Raw genomic sequence first — 16,627 nt, 5'->3', positions numbered from 1 at the left:
GAAGGGGCCACGGCTCAGATCCCCGCCCGCGCCAGGCTGGTCGCGCCGGCCGTGCGGCGCAGGAAGACGCCGTAGGTGACGGCGGCGCAGACGACGTAGAAGGCCGTGAAGACCAGGAAGGCGCCCTTGGTCGCCGACATCGGGTCGGCCACCCACGGCGCGCTGAACGCCAGCGGGATGAGGAAGCCGCCGACGGCACCGACCGCGCCGATGACGCCGATGGCCGCGGACGCCTGCTTGGTGGCGAGGTCGAGCGCGCTCGCCCGCTCCGGGGTGCTGGGGGTCGTCGCCCGCTCCGCCTGGGTACGCCAGATCGCCGGGATCATCTTGTAGGTCGAGCCGTTGCCGATCCCGGTCGCGGCGAAGACGCAGAGGAAGAACCCGAGGAACCACGGGAACCAGGACTGGTTGTCGGTGGCGATCGCGGGGTCCTGGCCCGGGTTCGGCGTGAGCCGGGTGAGGGTCCACAGCACCGCGAGGGTGAAGCCGATCATCCCCGTGAAGGCGCCGAGGGTGACCTTCGCGCCGCCGTACTTGTCGGCCAGCCAGCCGCCGAGCGGACGGGTGGCGGAGCCGACGAGCGCGCCGAGGAAGGCGTAGTAGGCGAAGAAGATGCCGGTGCCCAGCGGGGCCGGGTCCGGGACCCAGAAGTTGAGCTTGATGAGGAGCGGCATCGCGGCGGAGTAGCCGATGAAGGAGCCGAAGGTGCCGATGTAGAGGAAGGCCATGATCCAGGTCTGCCGGTTCCGCACCACCTGCAGCTGCTCGCGGGGGCGGCTCACCGCCGTGCCCAGGTTGTCCATCCAGCGCCAGGCGGCGAAGGTCGCCACGACCGCCAGGCCGGCGTAGACCCACGCGGCGCGCTCGAGGTGGATCCCGCCCTCGCTGGCCTGCACCATCCCGAAGATGCCCGCGCCGCCGACGATGACCGGCAGCAGGAGCTGGATCAGCGCGACACCGATGTTGCCGCCGGCGGCGTTGAGGCCCAGGGCGGCGCCCTTCTTGGCCGCGGGGTAGAAGAAGTTGATGTTGGCCATCGACGAGGCGAAGTTCCCGCCACCGAGACCGGCCGTCGCCGCGATCAGGCAGAAGAGCCAGTACGGCGTGCCCGGGTGCTGCACGGCGTAGGCGAACAGCAGCGTCGGGACCAGGAGCAGCCCGGCGCTGACCATCGTCCAGTTCCGTCCCCCGAACTTCGGCACCGCGAAGGTGTAGGGGATCCGCAGCAGGGACCCGACCAGGTTGGGCAGCGCGATCAGCAGGAAGAGCTGCTGGGCGGTGAAGTCGAAGCCCATCGAGACGAGGAACGCCGAGCTGACGCTCCAGATCAACCACACCGAGAAGCCCAGGTGCTCGGCGAAGATCGACCAGGCCAGGTTGCGCCGGGCCACCGAGCGGCCGGTCGACTCCCAGAACTCGGGGTCCTCGGGGCGCCAGTCCTCGATCCAGCGGCCGGTGCGGCGAGCGGTGGCGCCGGCGTCGGTCGTGGCCGGGGCACCGGCCGGAGCGCCCGTCGAAGCACCTGTCGAAGCACCTGGGGAGGGAGCGGTGGTGGTCATGCGGACCACCGTCGCCGCCGGACGTAACACCACGCGCCGGCCACTGCATCGCCGACGTCAACTTGTCCTCACAACCTCACGGACCCGGCGGCTCCCCCGTGGCCGTGTGCGTCGTCAGCCGTGGGCAGGCGCGCGGAACAGCTGGGCCGCAGCGGTGGCGGCGAGCACCCCGCCGCCCAGGACCAGCACCAGGCCCGGCCCCGGGACCCAGCCCTCCGTGCCGACCAGCCCCAGCAGGTGCACCACCTGCCAGGCGGGGACCAGCAGCGCCACGGCCGCGAACACGGCCGCCTGCACCGCCGCGAGCCGACGCAGCGGCACGAGCGCACCGGCCAGGCCCAGCATCGCGGCGTAGGAGGTCCACAGCCCGGCGCCACGGGCTCCGGACACCGAGCCGACGGCCGTGTCCACCCAGGGCAGGAAAGAGCCCAGGAGCACCATCGCGACCGCACCGGCCAGCCGGCGCCTCGCCGGGTCCGGCCGGCGGCGCGTCCGCACGAGGTTCGTGCCCGCTGCTCCGGTCATGGGTCGGACTGTACGGAACCGGCGGGGCAGGCGGCAGGAGCCAGGACGTCGAACGGCGCTGCTGGCGCGACGAGCGGTCGGTCGCGCGCGACGAACGGGCCGCCGCGGTCCGGCTGCCCGCCACGCGAGGCGGCAGCCGCACCGTTCACCGACGAGTTCCTACCGCTCGCCGATCGGTGTGACCGCAGTCACGTTCCAGCCTTGACCGCCCGCCGGGCCCACTGTTTCGCTCCGGCCATCGTGTCCGTTCACCTGTGGAGGTCACCGTGGATGAAGCGCAGCGCCGGGCTTACTGGCGCCGGAACCTGAGACTGATGGCGGTCCTGCTCACCATCTGGGCGCTCGTGTCCTTCGGGGCCGGCATCCTGTTCGTCGAGCCCCTCAACGAGATCGTCGTCGCCGGCTTCCCGGTGGGCTTCTGGTTCGCCCAACAGGGATCGATCCTCACCTTCGTGGTGCTGATCTGGGTCTACGTCACCCGGATGGACAAGCTCGACACCGAGTTCGGGGTCGACGAGTACGAGCAGGAGGTGCACCACTCGTGAGCGACATCCAGACCTGGACCTTGGTGTTCGTGATCCTCACCTTCAGCACCTACATCTTCGTCGCCTACCGGAGCCGGGTGAGCACGACGGCGGGCTTCTACGTCGCCAGCGGCGGCATCCCGGCCCCCGCCAACGGCGCCGCCATCGCGGCGGATTGGATGAGCGCGGCGTCGTTCATCTCGATGGCCGGCATCATCGCCTTCGCGGGCAACGGGTACGGCGGCTCGGTCTACCTCATGGGCTGGACCGGCGGCTACGTGCTCCTCGCGCTGCTCCTCGCGCCGTACCTGCGCAAGTTCGGCAAGTACACGATCCCCGACTTCGTCGGTGACCGCTACAACGAGACCGCGCGCCTGGTGGCGGTGGTCGCCGCCATCGTCGTCTCGTTCGTCTACGTCGCGGGCCAGATGGCCGGCGTCGGCCTGGTCTTCACCCGCTTCCTGAGGGTGGACACCACCACCGGCGTCGTCATCGGCATGGCCATCGTGTTCTTCTACGCCGTCCTCGGCGGGATGAAGGGGATCACCTGGACCCAGGTGACGCAGTACAGCGTGCTGATCGTGGCCTACCTGATCCCGGCGGTCGCGGTCTCCGCGAAGGTGACCGACGTGCCGATCCCCCAGGTCGGGTTCGGCCGGATCCTCGAGGAGCTCGACGCCCTGCAGGCCGAGCTCGGGATCGCGGAGTACACCGCGGCCTTCGGCAGCACGAACATGTTGAACATGGTGCTGATCACGGCGGCGCTGATGTTCGGCACCGCCGGCCTCCCGCACGTGATCGTCCGCTTCTACACCGCCAAGAGCGTGCGCGCGGCGCGGTACTCCGCACTGTGGGCGTTGTTCTTCATCGCGCTGCTCTACACCACCGCCCCCTCGGTGGCAGCGTTCAGCAAGCTGCAGATCATCCAGGACGTCAACGGCACCGCCCTGGACGAGATGCCGTCGTGGTTCGACACCTGGGCCGACGTCGGCCTGATCACCCAGGCCGACGGCTCGCCGATCTCCGAGCTGGGCGCCACCGCCACGGTGAACTACAGCGACATCCTGATCAACAACGACATCATCGTGCTGGCCTCGCCGGAGATCGGCGGGCTGCCCGCCCCGATCGTCGGCCTGGTGGCAGCGGGCGCGCTGGCCGCGGCGCTGTCGACGGCGTCCGGCCTGCTGCTGGTCATCTCCAGCGCGGTCGCCAACGACGTCTACTTCAAGAAGATCAACCCGCAGGCCACGGAGGCCCGGCAACTCATGGTCGGCCGGATCGCCATGGCCGGCGCGATCCTGGTCGCTGGCTACCTCGGCATCAACCCACCAGGGTTCGTCGCCCAGGTCGTGGCCCTGGCCTTCGGGCTCGCGGCCGCCAGCTTCTTCCCGGTCCTGGTGCTCGGCATCTTCTGGAAGAACTGCACGGCGATGGGGGCCACGGCGGGCATGATCGCCGGCCTCGGCACCACGATGGCCTACATGCTGTGGACGATCGACATCTACGGCAACGGCGACGGGATCTTCGGGATCCTCGAGACGGGCTTCGGCACGATCGGCATGCTCATCAACTTCGCCGTGACGATCATCGTCTCCCAGTTCACCCCCAAGCCGAGCCCGGTCATGCAGGAGCTGGTCGAGGAGATCCGCTACCCCGGCCGCACCCGGCTCGTCGCCCAGCACGCCGAGGGGGAGCTCGGCTGACCAGCGCCTCGCGGACCCGGGAGGTCCGGCCTAGTGTGGCGGCACCAGGCCGGACTCCCGAGCCGGACCTCCGAGCCAGACTTCCGAGCCAGACTTCGAGCCCAGGAGCAGACGTGAGCGAAGAGACCCTGTCCAACCTCCTCAAGGAGGAGCGCCGGTTCGAGCCGCCGGCCCAGCTGGCGACCGACGCCAACCTGAAGGCCGACGCCTACGAGCGGGCCGCCCGGGACCGGCTCGGCTTCTGGGCCGAGCAGGCCGAGCGGCTGGACTGGGCCCAGCGGTGGGACGAGGTGCTCGACTGGTCCGACCCGCCGTTCGCCAAGTGGTACGTCGGCGGGCGGCTGAACGCGGCGTACAACTGCGTCGACCGGCACGTGGAGGCCGGCCGCGGCGACAAGGTGGCTCTCCACTGGGTCGGTGAGCCGGAGGACGACAAGCGCTCGATCACCTACGCCGAGCTGCAGGCGGAGGTCTGCCGGGCCGCGAACGCGCTGACCGACCTCGGCGTGGGCACCGGCGACCGGGTCGCGATCTACATGCCGATGATCCCCGAGGCGATCGTCGCGATGCTGGCCTGTGCCCGGATCGGCGCGCCGCACACCGTCGTCTTCGGCGGGTTCTCCTCCGACGCGCTCGCCTCGCGGCTGGTCGACTGCGGCGCGAGGGTGGTCGTCACCGCCGACGGCGGCTACCGGCGCGGGGCGCCGTCGGCCCTGAAGCCGGCCGTCGACGAGGCCCGCGCCAAGGCCGCGGACCGGGACGGCCACACGGTCGAGAAGGTGCTGGTCGTCCGGCGCACCGGCCAGGACGTCGAGTGGGACGAGCAGGTCGACGTGTGGTGGCACGAGACGGTGGGGCAGGCGCCGGCCGAGCACCAGTGGGAGGCCTTCGACGCCGAGCACCCGCTCTACGTCATGTACACCTCCGGCACCACCGGCAAGCCGAAGGGCATCCTGCACACCACCGGCGGCTACCTCGTCGGCTCGGCGTACACCCACTGGGCGGTCTTCGACCTCAAGCCGGAGACCGACGTCTACTGGTGCACCGCCGACATCGGCTGGGTCACCGGCCACTCCTACATCGTCTACGGCCCGCTGGCCAACGGGGCGACGCAGGTGCTCTACGAGGGCACCCCCGACTTCCCCGAGAAGGGGCGGTGGTGGCGGATCATCGAGGAGTACGGCGTCACGATCTTCTACACCGCACCCACCGCCATCCGCTCGTTCATGAAGCAGGGCCGCGAGATCCCCGACGCCCGCGACATGTCGAGCCTGCGGGTGCTGGGATCGGTCGGCGAGCCGATCAACCCCGAGGCCTACGTCTGGTACCGCGAGGTCGTCGGCGGCGGGCGCACGCCGGTCGTCGACACCTGGTGGCAGACCGAGACCGGCTCGATCATGATCAGCCCGCTGCCGGGCGTCACCCACGGCAAGCCCGGCTCCGCGATGACGCCGATCCCCGGCGTCTCCGCCGACGTCGTCACCGAGGAGGGCGAGTCGGTCACGCACGGGTCCGGCGGCTACCTCGTGCTCACCGAGCCGTGGCCCTCGATGCTCCGCACCATCTGGGGTGACGACCAGCGGTTCAAGGACACCTACTGGTCCCGGTACGCCGGCTTCGGCGAGGACGGCAAGGGCTGGTACTTCGCCGGCGACGGGGCCAAGAAGGACGACGACGGCGACATCTGGGTGCTCGGCCGGGTCGACGACGTCATGAACGTCTCCGGCCACCGGCTCTCCACCACCGAGATCGAGTCGGCCCTGGTCTCCCACCCCAAGGTGGCCGAGGCCGCGGTCGTCGGCGCCGCGGACGACGACACCGGCCAGGCGGTCTGCGCGTTCGTCATCCTCCGCGACGAGGCGGGCGACGGCGGTGCGGACATCGTCGAGGAGCTGCGCAACCACGTGCGCACCCAGATCGGGCCGATCGCCAAGCCGCGCCAGGTCATGGTGGTGCCCGAGCTGCCCAAGACCCGGTCGGGGAAGATCATGCGCCGGCTCCTGCGCGACGTGGCCGAGCACCGCGAGGTCGGGGACGTCACCACGCTCGCCGACTCCACCGTCATGGACCTCATCCAGGGCCGACTCACCTCCGGCCAGGGCGGCGACGACTGACCGACCCCGCGCGCACCCACACGGCGGCTGGTGGGGTGGTCACGGACGCCTCGGTGCCTGACCACCCCGCCAACGGCCGGGACCGTCGGTGACTGTCCCGCCACGGGCAGTCAGCGGCGAGTGCCACCGGCGACGACGGAGGAGAGGGCTCGGCCCAGACGGTGATCGACAGCACGGTGATCGGCAGGTGAACGACCGGGGCGGCACCGGGGTCACACGTCGCCCTCTAGGCTGGTCGGCGGTGCGCCGGGAAGTCTGGTCGGCATTGCCGTGCCGACCCCAGGGGGACCACATGCTGCAGCCGTTCCGCACCGCCCCGCCGGGGCCCACGGAAGGTGGTCGATGACCGCGCTCCTCCTGCTCGTGGCGATGGCCGCGGTCCCGGTGCTGGTCGTCCCGCTCGCGCACGTGGCCGGCCGACGCTCCGGATGGCCGCTGGCGGTCGTCTTCCTCGCTCTGGCCGCCGCCCTGGTGCCCACCGGCCGTGACGTCGTCGGCGGCGGGGAGGTGACCTGGTCCCGTCCGTGGCTGCCGGCGCTCGACGTCGACCTCGCGCTCCGGCTGGACGGCCTCAGCCTGGTGTTCGTGATGATCGCCCTGGTCATCGGGGCGGCGGTGTTCGCCTACTCCGCGGAGTACCTCGCGCCCGGCCGACAGCTCGGGTTCTACCTGTGGATGACGGTCTTCGCGCTCGGGATGGTCGGGCTCGTCCTCGCGGACGACCTGGTGCTGCTCTTCCTGTGCTGGGAGATCACCTCCCTCGCCTCGTTCCTGCTGATCGCCCGGTCCGGCTCGGGCGGCGAGGCCGCCTCCACGCGGACCCTGCTCATCACGTTCATCGGCGGCCTCACCCTGCTCGTCGCGGTCGCCTTGATGATCGGCGCCACCGGCACGACCAGCCTCTCCGAGGCCCTGGCGTCACCGGTGTGGCAGGAGAACGGCGCGCTGACGACGGTCGTCGCGCTGCTCGTGGCGGTCAGCGGCTTCACCAAGGCAGCGCAGTTCCCCTTCCATCCCTGGCTCCCGGACGCGATGGCAGCGGCGACGCCCGTGAGCGCCTACCTCCACGCGGCGGCTGTCGTGAAGGCCGGCATCTACCTGATGCTGCGGTTCTCCGAGGCGTTCTCCGAGGTGCCTGCCTGGAACGCCCTCCTCGTGACGACGGGCCTCTTCACCGCGGCGATGGCCGCGCTCTTCGCGCTCGGCCAGACCGACCTCAAGCGGCTGATGGCCTACTCGACGGTCAGCCAGCTGGGGCTGATCACGGCGGCCATCGGCATCGGCACCCCGAAGGCGCTCACCGCCGCGGTCCTGCACACCATCGCCCACGCGCTCTTCAAGTCCGGTCTCTTCATGATGGTCGGTGTCATCGACCACCACACCGGCAGCCGGGACATCCGTCGACTGCCCGTGCTCTGGCGGCTGATGCCCGTCAGCTTCGCCACGGTGATCGCCGGCACGGCCGCCATGGCCGGCCTGCCGCCCCTGCTGGGCTTCGTGAGCAAGGAGATGATCCTCGGGGCGATGCTCGACGCACCGGGCCCGTCGTGGACGGGCCCGGCTGCCTTCGTCGCCGCGACCGCCGGCGCGGTCCTGACCTTCGCGTACTGCGCGAAGATCGTGCTGGGGGCCTTCATCGACGGCGGACGTGATCTCGAGGACTGCCCCGTCGACGAGGTCAAGGAGGCCGGGCCCGCGCTGCTCGTGCCGGCGATGCTCCCGATCTGGGCGGGCCTGCCCCTGGGCCTGTTCGTGACGGTCCTCGACGCACCCGTGGACACCGCCGTCGAGGCGATCAGCGGCAGTGCCGGCTACGCCCTGCACCTGTGGCACGGCGTCACCCCGGAGCTGCTCGCCACCCTGGTGGTGGTGCTCGGCGGCGTGCTGGTCATCAGCCGGCGCGCCTGGCTGCGCCCGCGCCTGGAGCGCGACCTGCTCCCGCTCGACGGCGCCCAGGTGATCGAGCGCGTCGTCCACTCCGCGGCCGACGCCGGGTCCTGGCTCAGCCAGCTGGTGGCCGTCGACCGTCCCCGCCGTCACGTGCTCCCGCCCCTCGCCGTGCTCGCCGTGCTGCTCGGTGGCGGCACCCTGGCCGTGGTCGCGCTCGGTGACGTGCCCGCGGCCCAGCCCGGCCTCGGTCGTCCGATCGACGCGGCCCTGCTGGTCCTCGTCGCGCTCGCCGTCGTCGGCGTCTGCCTGTCCTCCTCCCGCATCGCGGCGACGGTCTACCTCGGCGGGGTCGGCATCGCCGTGACCGTGCAGCTCTTCGCCCTCGGCGCGCCCGACGTGGGGCTGACGCAGCTGATGGTCGAGGTCCTGACGGTCATCGTGATCATGCTGGTGCTGCGCGGCCTGCCCGCCGGCTTCGGCCACCGGCGGTTGAGCCGACGCCGGGCCCCGGTGGTGCTGGCACTCGCCCTCGGCGCGTCGGCCGGCGCCGCGACCTGGCTGCTGACCGGCCGGCGGGAGCAGTCCGACCCCGCCCGGTACTTCATCGACGAGGGCGCCGAGGTCACCGGCAGCGAGAACCTGGTGAACGTCATCCTCGTCGAGTTCCGCGCGCTCGACACGCTCGGCGAGCTGGCGGTGCTCGGGTTCGCCGGCGTCGCCATCATCGCGATCCTGGCCACCGTCCCCGCTCGGGCCGGCGGTGAGGCCGACGACGACTCGCCGCCTCGCCCCGCTGCCGCCGACACCCGCGCCGGCCGCGCGCTCACCGACGCCGCGACCAACCTCCGCCCGCTGCAGCTCCTGCTGCGGGTGGTGGTCCCCGTCCTCGCCGCCCTCTCCGCGCTGATCTTCTGGCGAGGCCACAACGAGCCGGGCGGCGGCTTCATCGCCGCCCTGGTGGCCGCTGCCGCGGTCGCCCTCGTGTACCTCGCCCGGCCCGAGGACCGCGCCGTCGGTCGGCCGCGCGTGCACCTCCTGCTCATCGCCGGCGGGGTGCTGACGGCGCTGCTCACCGGTGTCATCGGGTACGCCCACGAGGCCTTCCTCGCTCCCCTCCACGGCTACGTCGCCGGCGTCCACCTCACCACCTCGATCCTCTTCGACGTCGGGGTCTACGCCGCGGTGCTCGGCCTGGTGATGGTCACCTTCGACCGGCTGGGCGCCGCCGAGCCGGACGCCCGGACCGGCGACCCGGCCGATCCGGCGCCCGTCCTGCAGGAGGAGCGCCGATGAGCGTCCTGCCCCTGACCGTCGCGGTGCTGATGGCGGGCGGTGCCTACCTGCTGCTGCAGGCCGGCATGGTCCGGATCATCTTCGGCATCACCCTGCTCAGCCACGGCGCCAACCTGATGCTGCTCGCGGCAGGCGTGACGGCCTGGCGCACCGAGCCGCTGGGGACGTCCGAGGGCTCGCGCAGCGCCGACCCGCTCCCCATGGCCTTCGTGCTCACCGCCATCGTCATCACGCTCGCGGTCACCGTCCTGATGCTCGCGCTGGCCCGCATCGGCGGCGACGACGACACCTACCACGTGCCCGAGACCGGAGAGGACCACCACGGATGACCGCCGCCGTCCTCCCCCTCTTCGTCGCCGTGCCCCTGGCCGTGGCCGCCCTGGCGGTCGTCCTGCCGTCCCGCGCCGCGCGTGCGGTGCTGGTCCCCACGCCCCTCCTCGGCGCCGCGGGCGCCCTGGCGCTCCTCGTCGAGCACACCGAGAACCCCGTGCTGGTCCACCAGGTCGGCGGCTTCGTCCCCGGGATCGCCATCCCCCTGGTCTCCGACACCCTGTCCGCGGTGATGCTCACGGTGACGGGGCTGACCAGTGCCGTCTGCGTGGCGTACGCCGTGCTGGGCGGCGAGGCGCGGTTGCGCTTCTTCCCGAGCCTCGCCCTCATGCTCACCGCCGGGGTCAACGGCGCGCTGCTGACCGGCGACCTGTTCAACCTGTTCGTGTTCATCGAGGTCATGCTGCTGCCGTCGTACGCGCTCATCGCGATGACGGGCACCTGGCGGAGGCTGGGGATCGGCCGCCTCTTCGTCGTGGTCAACCTGGTGACCTCGACCATCCTGCTGGCCGGCGTCGGCCTGGTGTACGGCGTCGCGGGGTCGGTCAACATGGCGGTGCTCGCCGACGCCGACCACGACGACCCGCGGTTCCTCCTCGCCGTGGGCGTGGTGCTGCTCGCGCTGATGGTCAAGGCGGGCGTGGTGCCGGTGCACGGGTGGCTGCCCCGCGCCTACCCGGCGACCTCCGGAGCGGTGATGGCACTCTTCTCCGCCCTCCACACCAAGGTCGCGCTCTACGCGATCTACCGCGTCCACAGCGTGGTCCTCGACGGCGCGCCCGACTGGGCGCTGCCCGCCCTGGCCCTGGCCGTGGTCACCATGCTCGTGGGCGCCTACGGCTCGCTCGGCGAGCGGGCGATCCGGCGGAGCCTCGCCTGGCAGATGGTCGCCGGCGTCGGCTACATCCTGCTCGGGCTCTTCATCGGGACCCGGCTCGGCCTGGCCGCCGGCCTCTTCTACATGGTGCACCACATCCTGGTGATGGGCGCGCTCCTGCTCGCGGCGGCGGCCATCGAGCAGACCTACCGCAGCGGCCAGTTCGTCCGCATGTCGGGGCTGATGCGTCGGGAGCCGCTGCTGGCGACGGTCACCGCGCTGGCGCTGCTCTCCCTCGTCGGCTTCCCCCCGTCCTCCGGCTTCTTCGCCAAGGTCGGCATCGTGCGGGCGGCCGCGGAGCTGGACCAACCGGAGCGGGTCGTCGTCCTGGCCGCCGTGGTCCTCGCCAGCCTCGGCACGCTCGTCGCGATGCTCAAGCTGTGGCGCGACGTCTTCTGGGGTCCACCGCTGGAGGAGATGCCCTCACGCGGCAGCACCGACACCGACCCGATCGACGTGCCGCCCGGCACCCGGTCGCCGCGCCGCCTCACCGCTCCGGCGACCGTCCTGCTGGCCACGTCGCTGCTGCTCTTCGTCGTGCCGGCCCCGCCCTGGGACGCGGCCCTCCGAGCCGTGGACGGCCTGCTCGACGTCTCGACGTACGCCGAGGAGGTGGCCGGCCGATGACCAGGCTGCGCGCCTCCGTCGCCACCACCCTACGCGTCCTGCTCCTCTTCGGGCCGTGGCTGGCCTGGCAGCTGGTCGTCTCGACGTTGGCGCTGGCCCGGGACGTCGGGACACCGCGATCCACGCAACGACCGCGCATCGTGGCGCTGTCGGTCGCCGGCCTGACCGAGCTGGAGGTCGCCCTGCTCACCAGCTCGATCACCATCACTCCGGGCACCCTCGTGCTCGGCATCGCTCCCGAGCGCGGCCACGACCCGGCCACCATCTACGTGCAGGGCCTCTTCGGCGAGGACGAGCGCGCCCTGGTCGAGGGCCTGGAGGAGATGCGGCACCGCGTCCTGCTGGCCACCCGAGGGCGCGCCGAGGCGCGGGCCCACACCGACGAGCTGCTCCGGGAGACCCCATGACCGTGCTGGCCTCCATCGCGATCGGGGTCCTGGTCGTCTCGTCGCTGCTCGGCACCGTCCGGATCGCCCTCGGTCCCGACGACGCCACCCGAGCCGTCGTCGGCGACCTGCTCTTCTTCTGCGCCATCGCGATCTTCGTCGTCGTCGGGGTGCTGCAGGGCTCCAGCGTGCTCTTCGACGTGGTGCTGCTGGGCACCCTGTGCGGGATCCTGGCCACCGCCGCCTTCGCCCGGATGCTCACCAGGGGGCAGCGATGAGCGCCTCGACCGCCGGCTCGCTCGCCGGGGGCGTCCTGCTCCTCGTCGGCTCGCTGTTCTTCCTGGTGACCGCCGTCGGCATGATGCGCGCGCGGGACGCGATCAGCCGGGTCAACAACCTCAGCCCCGCCACCGGTGCCGGCCTGCCACTGATCATCCTCGGCGCCGTGGTGCACCACCTCGCACAGGACGAGCTCACCGTCACGGACGGCGTCAAGGCGGTCCTGGCGATCGGCGCCTCGCTCGCGGTCTCCTCGGTCGCCAGCAACATGCTGGGACGAGCGGCCTACCGGACCCAGCGGGAGCTCGACCCCCGCACGGTCGCGAACGCCCTGGAGACGCTGGAGAGGCCGGAGCCGCCGGAGCCGTCGTCCGGTCCGGAGGACGAGGTGTCAGCGGACGGCGATCCGGGCACCGGCGACCGAGCATGAACCGTGCCGGGGGCGCCGGCGGACTCCGCTAGGGTCACCGACGACGCCGTACCAGACAGAGGAGAGCACCCCAGATGGCAACCGAGATCGACGCGGCCCGACCCCAGCCGGAGGAGCCCACGATCGGGCGCCTCGTGGCCGACGCCAGCCGCGACATCTCGACGCTGGTCTCCAAGGAGATCGAGCTGGCGAAGTCGGAGCTGAAGGTCAGCGTCAAGGCCGGCGGGATCGGCGTCGGCCTCTTCGCCGCCGCCGGCTTCCTGGCCGTCCTTGCGATCATCATGCTGTCGTTCGCGATCGCCTACCTGATCCACTGGAACGGCGACGGGCTGGACCTGCACTGGGCCTACCTCATCGTCTTCGGGTTCTACCTGCTCCTCGCCGGCGTGCTCGGCTTCGTCGGCCTGAAGAAGGTCAAGCAGGTGCGCGCGCCGGAGCGTGCCATCGAGCAGGGTCGCGAGATCCCGAGGGCCCTCAAGGGCCAGGCCTGACCCACCGGGGGATCCTGAACCGGCCCCTCGACCGGCCCCTCGACCGGCCCCTCAACCGGCACAGTCGCCGGTCGAGACCTCCTCGGTGTTGGTGATCCCGATCCGTCGGGCGTCGGCGACCTGCGCGGCGGTCAGGGCGTAGCCGGTGTCGTCGTCGGTGACCGACGCGGCGAAGACGACACCCACGACATCGCCGCCCGAGGAGACGATCGGGCCGCCCGAGTTGCCGGGGCGCACGATGCCGCGGAGCGAGAAGACCTCGCGGATGGTGGTCCCGTCGCCGTAGATGTTCGGCGAGCGCAGCCGCTGCTCGGAGCGGATCCGGCCCGCGCTGACGTGGTAGGGCCCGTCCTGGGGGTAGCCGAGGATCGCGACCCCGTCCTCGGGGCCGGCGCCCTCGTCGAAGGCGAGCGTGGGCCGGCTGCCGCTCTCGAGCGCGAGGACGGCCACGTCGAGCTCGGGGTTGTAGTAGACGACCTCGGCGGAGGACATCTGCCCGTCGATCTCCACCTCGGGGTCCGCGACGCCGGCGACGACGTGCGCGTTGGTCATCACCCGGTCGGGGGCGTACAGGAAGCCCGTCCCCTCGATCCCTCGGCCGCAGACGTTGTTGCCGCGGATCTTCAGCACGCTCGCCTGGGCGGCCTCCACGTCGGGGTCCCGGAGCAGCCGCTTGGGGCCCGGGCCGACCTCGACGATCCGCTCCGGCGCGAACGGCTCGAGGTAACGCGGGAAGAAGGTGGTGCCGACCACGTCGTTGAAGGCGTCCAGCGCGCTCCCCGCCGACTGCGGCAGCGCCCGGTCGACCTTGGCCAGCACGGTGGAGTCGCGGACCAACGGCGTGACGCCCGCGATCGCGGAGCCCGACACCGCCACGCCCAGCGCCCAGGCCACGAGCAGCACGGCGGCCGCGCTGAGGGCCGCCCCGCCCACGGCGTCCACGGCGCGGGCCGGCTGCCAGGTGATCCGATCCCGGATCCGCGACCCGGCGTACTGGAGCACCGCCTGGCCCAGCGAGGCCGTCAGGATGACGATGAAGAGCGCGCCGAGGGAGACCAGCAGCGAGGGCGCCGCGTCCCCGAGGGCGATCGGCGCCAGCCAGACGCCCGCGAGCCCGCCCAGCAGGAGGCCGGAGGTGGCGAAGGCGCCGGTCACGAAGCCCTGCCAGTAGCCGGAGAGCGCGTAGGCGAGGACCAGCAGGACCAGCACCCAGTCGAGCGGGTTCACCGGTCGGGCTCCTCGATGTCGAGCATGCCCGCGCGAGCGTTGCGCTGGGTCGGCGACTCACCCTGCAGCATGTACGGCGGGAGGTCCCGCACCCGGGCCGGGTCCCACGGGCGGGTCCAGCCGAGGTAGTCGAAGAGCCGGGCGATGATCCCGCCGGTGAAGCCCCAGAGGATGACGTCGCGCTCGGGCCCGATGAGGAAGCCGGGGCTGGTGTAGCCGTTGGGGTGGCGCACGGTGATCCGGTTGTCCGGGTCGAGGAGGTCCTCGATGACGGCGTGGTGGATCGCGTGCACCTCGGCGCGGCTGACGATCGAGACGGCCGAGGGCTCCCGCCACCAGCCGACGACCGGCGTGACGGCGAAGTTGCTCGGAGGCAGCCAGAGCTCGGGCAGGCACCCGACGACCTCCACCGAGCCCGGCGCCAGGCCGATCTCCTCCTCGGCCTCGCGCAGCGCGGCCTGGACGACCGTCTCCCCCAGGTCGAGCGACCCGCCGGGGAAGGAGACCTGTCCCGGGTGGCTGCGCATGTCGTGCGCGCGCTCGGTGAGCAGCACCTCGCCCCCGCGCGGGCCCTCCCCGAAGAGCACCAGCACCGCGCCGGCGCGGGTGTCGGCGCCCTCAGGAGGGACGAACCGGGTCAGGTCGCCGGCCTCGATGGTGTCGACCGCGTCGACCACCTCGCCCATCCAGCCCGGGTAGCTCGACGCCCGCCGCCCGGCGCTCATGCGGGGCCCTGGGTCTTCACCAGCGCCGCCGCCTCCTCGGGGTCGGTCGGGCCGGTGCCGTACGACGGGCACCAGCGCGCCACCGGGCACGCCCCGCACGCCGGTTTCTTCGCGTGGCAGCGTCGGCGGCCGTGCCAGATGACGTGGTGGGACAGCATCGTCCAGTCCCGCTTCGGGAAGAGGGCGCCGACGGCGTGCTCGGCCTTGACCGGGTCGGTCTCCTCGGTCCAGCCGAAGCGGCGGACCAGCCTGCCGAAGTGCGTGTCGACCGTGATGCCGGGGACGCCGAAGGCGTTGCCCAGGACGACGTTCGCCGTCTTGCGCCCCACCCCGGGCAGCTTGACGAGGTCGTCGAGGCGCGGCGGTACCTCGCCACCGTGGTCGGCGACGAGCGCGGCGCTCAGCTTCAGCAGCGCCTCGGTCTTGGCGCGGAAGAACCCGAGCGGCCCGACCAGCTGCTCCAGGTGCGCCCGGTCGGCCGCCGCCATCGCGCGGGCGTCGGGGTACGCCGCGAAGAGCGCGGGCCGTGCGGCGTTGACCCGCCGGTCGGTGGTCTGCGCGCTCAGCACCGTGACGACCAGCAGCTGGAACGGGTCGTCGAAGTCCAGCTCGCACCGGGCGTCGGGGTAGGTCTCGGCGAGGACGCGGTTGATCTTGCGCGCCCGCCGGACCAGCGCCGTGGGCGACTCTGCGGTGGGGTCCTCGGCGGGGATCGGGTCGGCGGGCACGGCGCCAAGGGTACGGACCAGCGCCGACGGCGGGCGCGGACGCTCGCCTGCTCGGCCCGTCTGGCCGCCGCGCGCACCCGCCCGTGCACGCGCCCGTGCACCCGCCCGGCGAGCGCGTCCCGCGCCGAGGCCGACCGCGATGCGGCCTGTGACCTGCCACACGGATAGGATCGGCCCGTACGTGGCCCGTGTCCGTGGGTCGCGCAGAGCCAGGAGGTCCGGTGGACAACGACGTACTGCGTCAGGCGCCGCTGTTCAGCGCGCTCGACGACGAGGCTGCCACGGCGCTGCGCGCCTCGATGTCGGAGAACCGGCTGCGCCGCGGCGACGTGCTCTTCCACGAGGGCGACTCCGGCGACAAGCTCTACATCGTCCTCGACGGCAAGGTGAAGCTCGGCCGCACCTCCTCCGACGGCCGGGAGAACCTGCTGGCGATCCTCGGCCCCGGGCAGATGTTCGGCGAGCTGTCGCTCTTCGACCCGGGCCCGCGCTCGGCCACGGTCACCGCGGTCACCGACGCCTCCTTCGCCTCGCTCTCGCACGAGGACCTGCTGCGCTGGCTCGAGGGCCGCCCGGTCGTCGCGCGCGGCCTGCTCACCCAGCTCGCCGGCCGGCTCCGCAAGGCCAACGACGTCGTCGCCGACCTGGTCTTCTCCGACGTGCCCGGCCGCGTGGCCAAGGCGCTGCTGGACCTCGCCGACCGATTCGGCCGCACCGCCGACGACGGCGTGCACGTCCACCACGACCTCACCCAGGAGGAGCTGGCCCAGCTGGTCGGCGCCTCCCGCGAGACGGTCAACAAGGCGCTCGCCGACTTCGCCTCCCGCGGCTGGCTCCGCCTGGAGCCGCGCTCGGTCGTCATCATGGACGTCGAGCGGCTCTCCCGCCGCGCCCGCTGAGGCTGGCCGCCAGGAAGTGA

The 16,627-nt window shown here is 72.2% G+C and carries 16 protein-coding genes; 11 read left to right on the top strand and 5 right to left on the bottom strand.

Features of this window, described 5'->3' with window-relative positions; translation table 11 throughout:
- Positions 1 to 14 precede the first annotated feature (14 nt).
- Together ACSMHG_RS13925 and ACSMHG_RS13920 are read right to left on the bottom strand one after the other, a co-directional pair.
- Positions 15 to 1,559: an MFS transporter gene (locus ACSMHG_RS13925; RefSeq protein ID WP_435746087.1), complete on the bottom strand. Its 1,545-nt coding sequence runs from the start codon at positions 1,557 to 1,559 to the stop codon at positions 15 to 17.
- 114 nt (positions 1,560 to 1,673) lie between these two features.
- The gene (locus ACSMHG_RS13920) at positions 1,674 to 2,084 is read right to left on the bottom strand and encodes a hypothetical protein (RefSeq protein WP_435746084.1); all 411 of its coding nucleotides are present in this window, start codon (positions 2,082 to 2,084) and stop codon (positions 1,674 to 1,676) included.
- 254 nt (positions 2,085 to 2,338) lie between these two features.
- Here ACSMHG_RS13920 and ACSMHG_RS13915 point away from each other — a divergent pair, with 254 nt between their 5' ends.
- The 10 genes from ACSMHG_RS13915 (at position 2,339) to ACSMHG_RS13870 (ending at position 13,028) form a co-directional block, all read left to right on the top strand.
- Positions 2,339 to 2,629, top strand: coding sequence for a DUF4212 domain-containing protein (locus tag ACSMHG_RS13915; RefSeq protein ID WP_435746082.1), 291 nt, complete (start codon positions 2,339 to 2,341; stop codon positions 2,627 to 2,629).
- Positions 2,626 to 4,311 (top strand): sodium:solute symporter family protein, encoded by a 1,686-nt coding sequence (locus ACSMHG_RS13910; RefSeq protein ID WP_435746080.1) that lies wholly within the window; start codon positions 2,626 to 2,628, stop codon positions 4,309 to 4,311. Before ACSMHG_RS13915 ends, ACSMHG_RS13910 begins: the two co-directional genes overlap by 4 nt.
- 113 nt (positions 4,312 to 4,424) lie before the next feature.
- Complete coding sequence (gene acs, locus ACSMHG_RS13905; RefSeq protein ID WP_435746078.1) at positions 4,425 to 6,425, top strand: acetate--CoA ligase; 2,001 nt, start codon at positions 4,425 to 4,427, stop codon at positions 6,423 to 6,425.
- A 342-nt stretch (positions 6,426 to 6,767) separates the two neighbouring features.
- Complete coding sequence (locus tag ACSMHG_RS13900) at positions 6,768 to 9,608, top strand: DUF4040 family protein (protein WP_435746075.1); 2,841 nt, start codon at positions 6,768 to 6,770, stop codon at positions 9,606 to 9,608.
- Positions 9,605 to 9,937 carry a sodium:proton antiporter gene (locus ACSMHG_RS13895; protein WP_435746072.1) on the top strand — a complete coding sequence of 111 codons (333 nt, stop codon included), beginning with the start codon at positions 9,605 to 9,607 and terminating at the stop codon, positions 9,935 to 9,937. The genes ACSMHG_RS13900 and ACSMHG_RS13895 overlap by 4 nt, the downstream gene beginning before the upstream one ends.
- Positions 9,934 to 11,442: a monovalent cation/H+ antiporter subunit D family protein gene (locus tag ACSMHG_RS13890; protein WP_435746070.1), complete on the top strand. Its 1,509-nt coding sequence runs from the start codon at positions 9,934 to 9,936 to the stop codon at positions 11,440 to 11,442. Before ACSMHG_RS13895 ends, ACSMHG_RS13890 begins: the two co-directional genes overlap by 4 nt.
- The gene (locus tag ACSMHG_RS13885) at positions 11,439 to 11,849 is read left to right on the top strand and encodes a Na+/H+ antiporter subunit E (protein WP_435746068.1); all 411 of its coding nucleotides are present in this window, start codon (positions 11,439 to 11,441) and stop codon (positions 11,847 to 11,849) included. Before ACSMHG_RS13890 ends, ACSMHG_RS13885 begins: the two co-directional genes overlap by 4 nt.
- A complete protein-coding gene (locus ACSMHG_RS13880) occupies positions 11,846 to 12,106 on the top strand; it encodes an MrpF/PhaF family protein (RefSeq protein ID WP_435746066.1) in 261 nt (86 codons plus the stop codon). Before ACSMHG_RS13885 ends, ACSMHG_RS13880 begins: the two co-directional genes overlap by 4 nt.
- Positions 12,103 to 12,537 carry a cation:proton antiporter gene (locus ACSMHG_RS13875; protein ID WP_435746064.1) on the top strand — a complete coding sequence of 145 codons (435 nt, stop codon included), beginning with the start codon at positions 12,103 to 12,105 and terminating at the stop codon, positions 12,535 to 12,537. The genes ACSMHG_RS13880 and ACSMHG_RS13875 overlap by 4 nt, the downstream gene beginning before the upstream one ends.
- A 74-nt stretch (positions 12,538 to 12,611) precedes the next feature.
- Positions 12,612 to 13,028, top strand: coding sequence for a phage holin family protein (locus ACSMHG_RS13870; RefSeq protein WP_435746062.1), 417 nt, complete (start codon positions 12,612 to 12,614; stop codon positions 13,026 to 13,028).
- A 51-nt stretch (positions 13,029 to 13,079) separates the two neighbouring features.
- Here the strand turns inward: ACSMHG_RS13870 and ACSMHG_RS13865 are convergent, their stop codons facing one another.
- From ACSMHG_RS13865 to nth, 3 genes are read right to left on the bottom strand one after another with little or no spacing between them, the layout of a single operon-like run.
- A complete protein-coding gene (locus tag ACSMHG_RS13865; protein ID WP_435746060.1) occupies positions 13,080 to 14,255 on the bottom strand; it encodes a MarP family serine protease in 1,176 nt (391 codons plus the stop codon).
- Positions 14,252 to 14,980, bottom strand: coding sequence for an NUDIX hydrolase (locus ACSMHG_RS13860; RefSeq protein WP_435746058.1), 729 nt, complete (start codon positions 14,978 to 14,980; stop codon positions 14,252 to 14,254). Before ACSMHG_RS13860 ends, ACSMHG_RS13865 begins: the two co-directional genes overlap by 4 nt.
- A complete protein-coding gene (nth, locus tag ACSMHG_RS13855) occupies positions 14,977 to 15,708 on the bottom strand; it encodes an endonuclease III (RefSeq protein WP_435746055.1) in 732 nt (243 codons plus the stop codon). The genes ACSMHG_RS13860 and nth overlap by 4 nt, the downstream gene beginning before the upstream one ends.
- Before the next feature lie 221 nt (positions 15,709 to 15,929).
- Here nth and ACSMHG_RS13850 point away from each other — a divergent pair, with 221 nt between their 5' ends.
- The gene (locus ACSMHG_RS13850) at positions 15,930 to 16,607 is read left to right on the top strand and encodes a Crp/Fnr family transcriptional regulator (protein ID WP_435746052.1); all 678 of its coding nucleotides are present in this window, start codon (positions 15,930 to 15,932) and stop codon (positions 16,605 to 16,607) included.
- The last annotated feature ends 20 nt before the right edge of the window (positions 16,608 to 16,627 follow it).

The sequence above is a fragment of the Nocardioides ureilyticus genome (assembly GCF_051280745.1).
Classification (GTDB): domain Bacteria; phylum Actinomycetota; class Actinomycetes; order Propionibacteriales; family Nocardioidaceae; genus Nocardioides.
The sequence above is the reverse complement of the archived record's forward strand: the minus strand, read 5'-3'. Positions and strand labels throughout refer to the sequence as shown.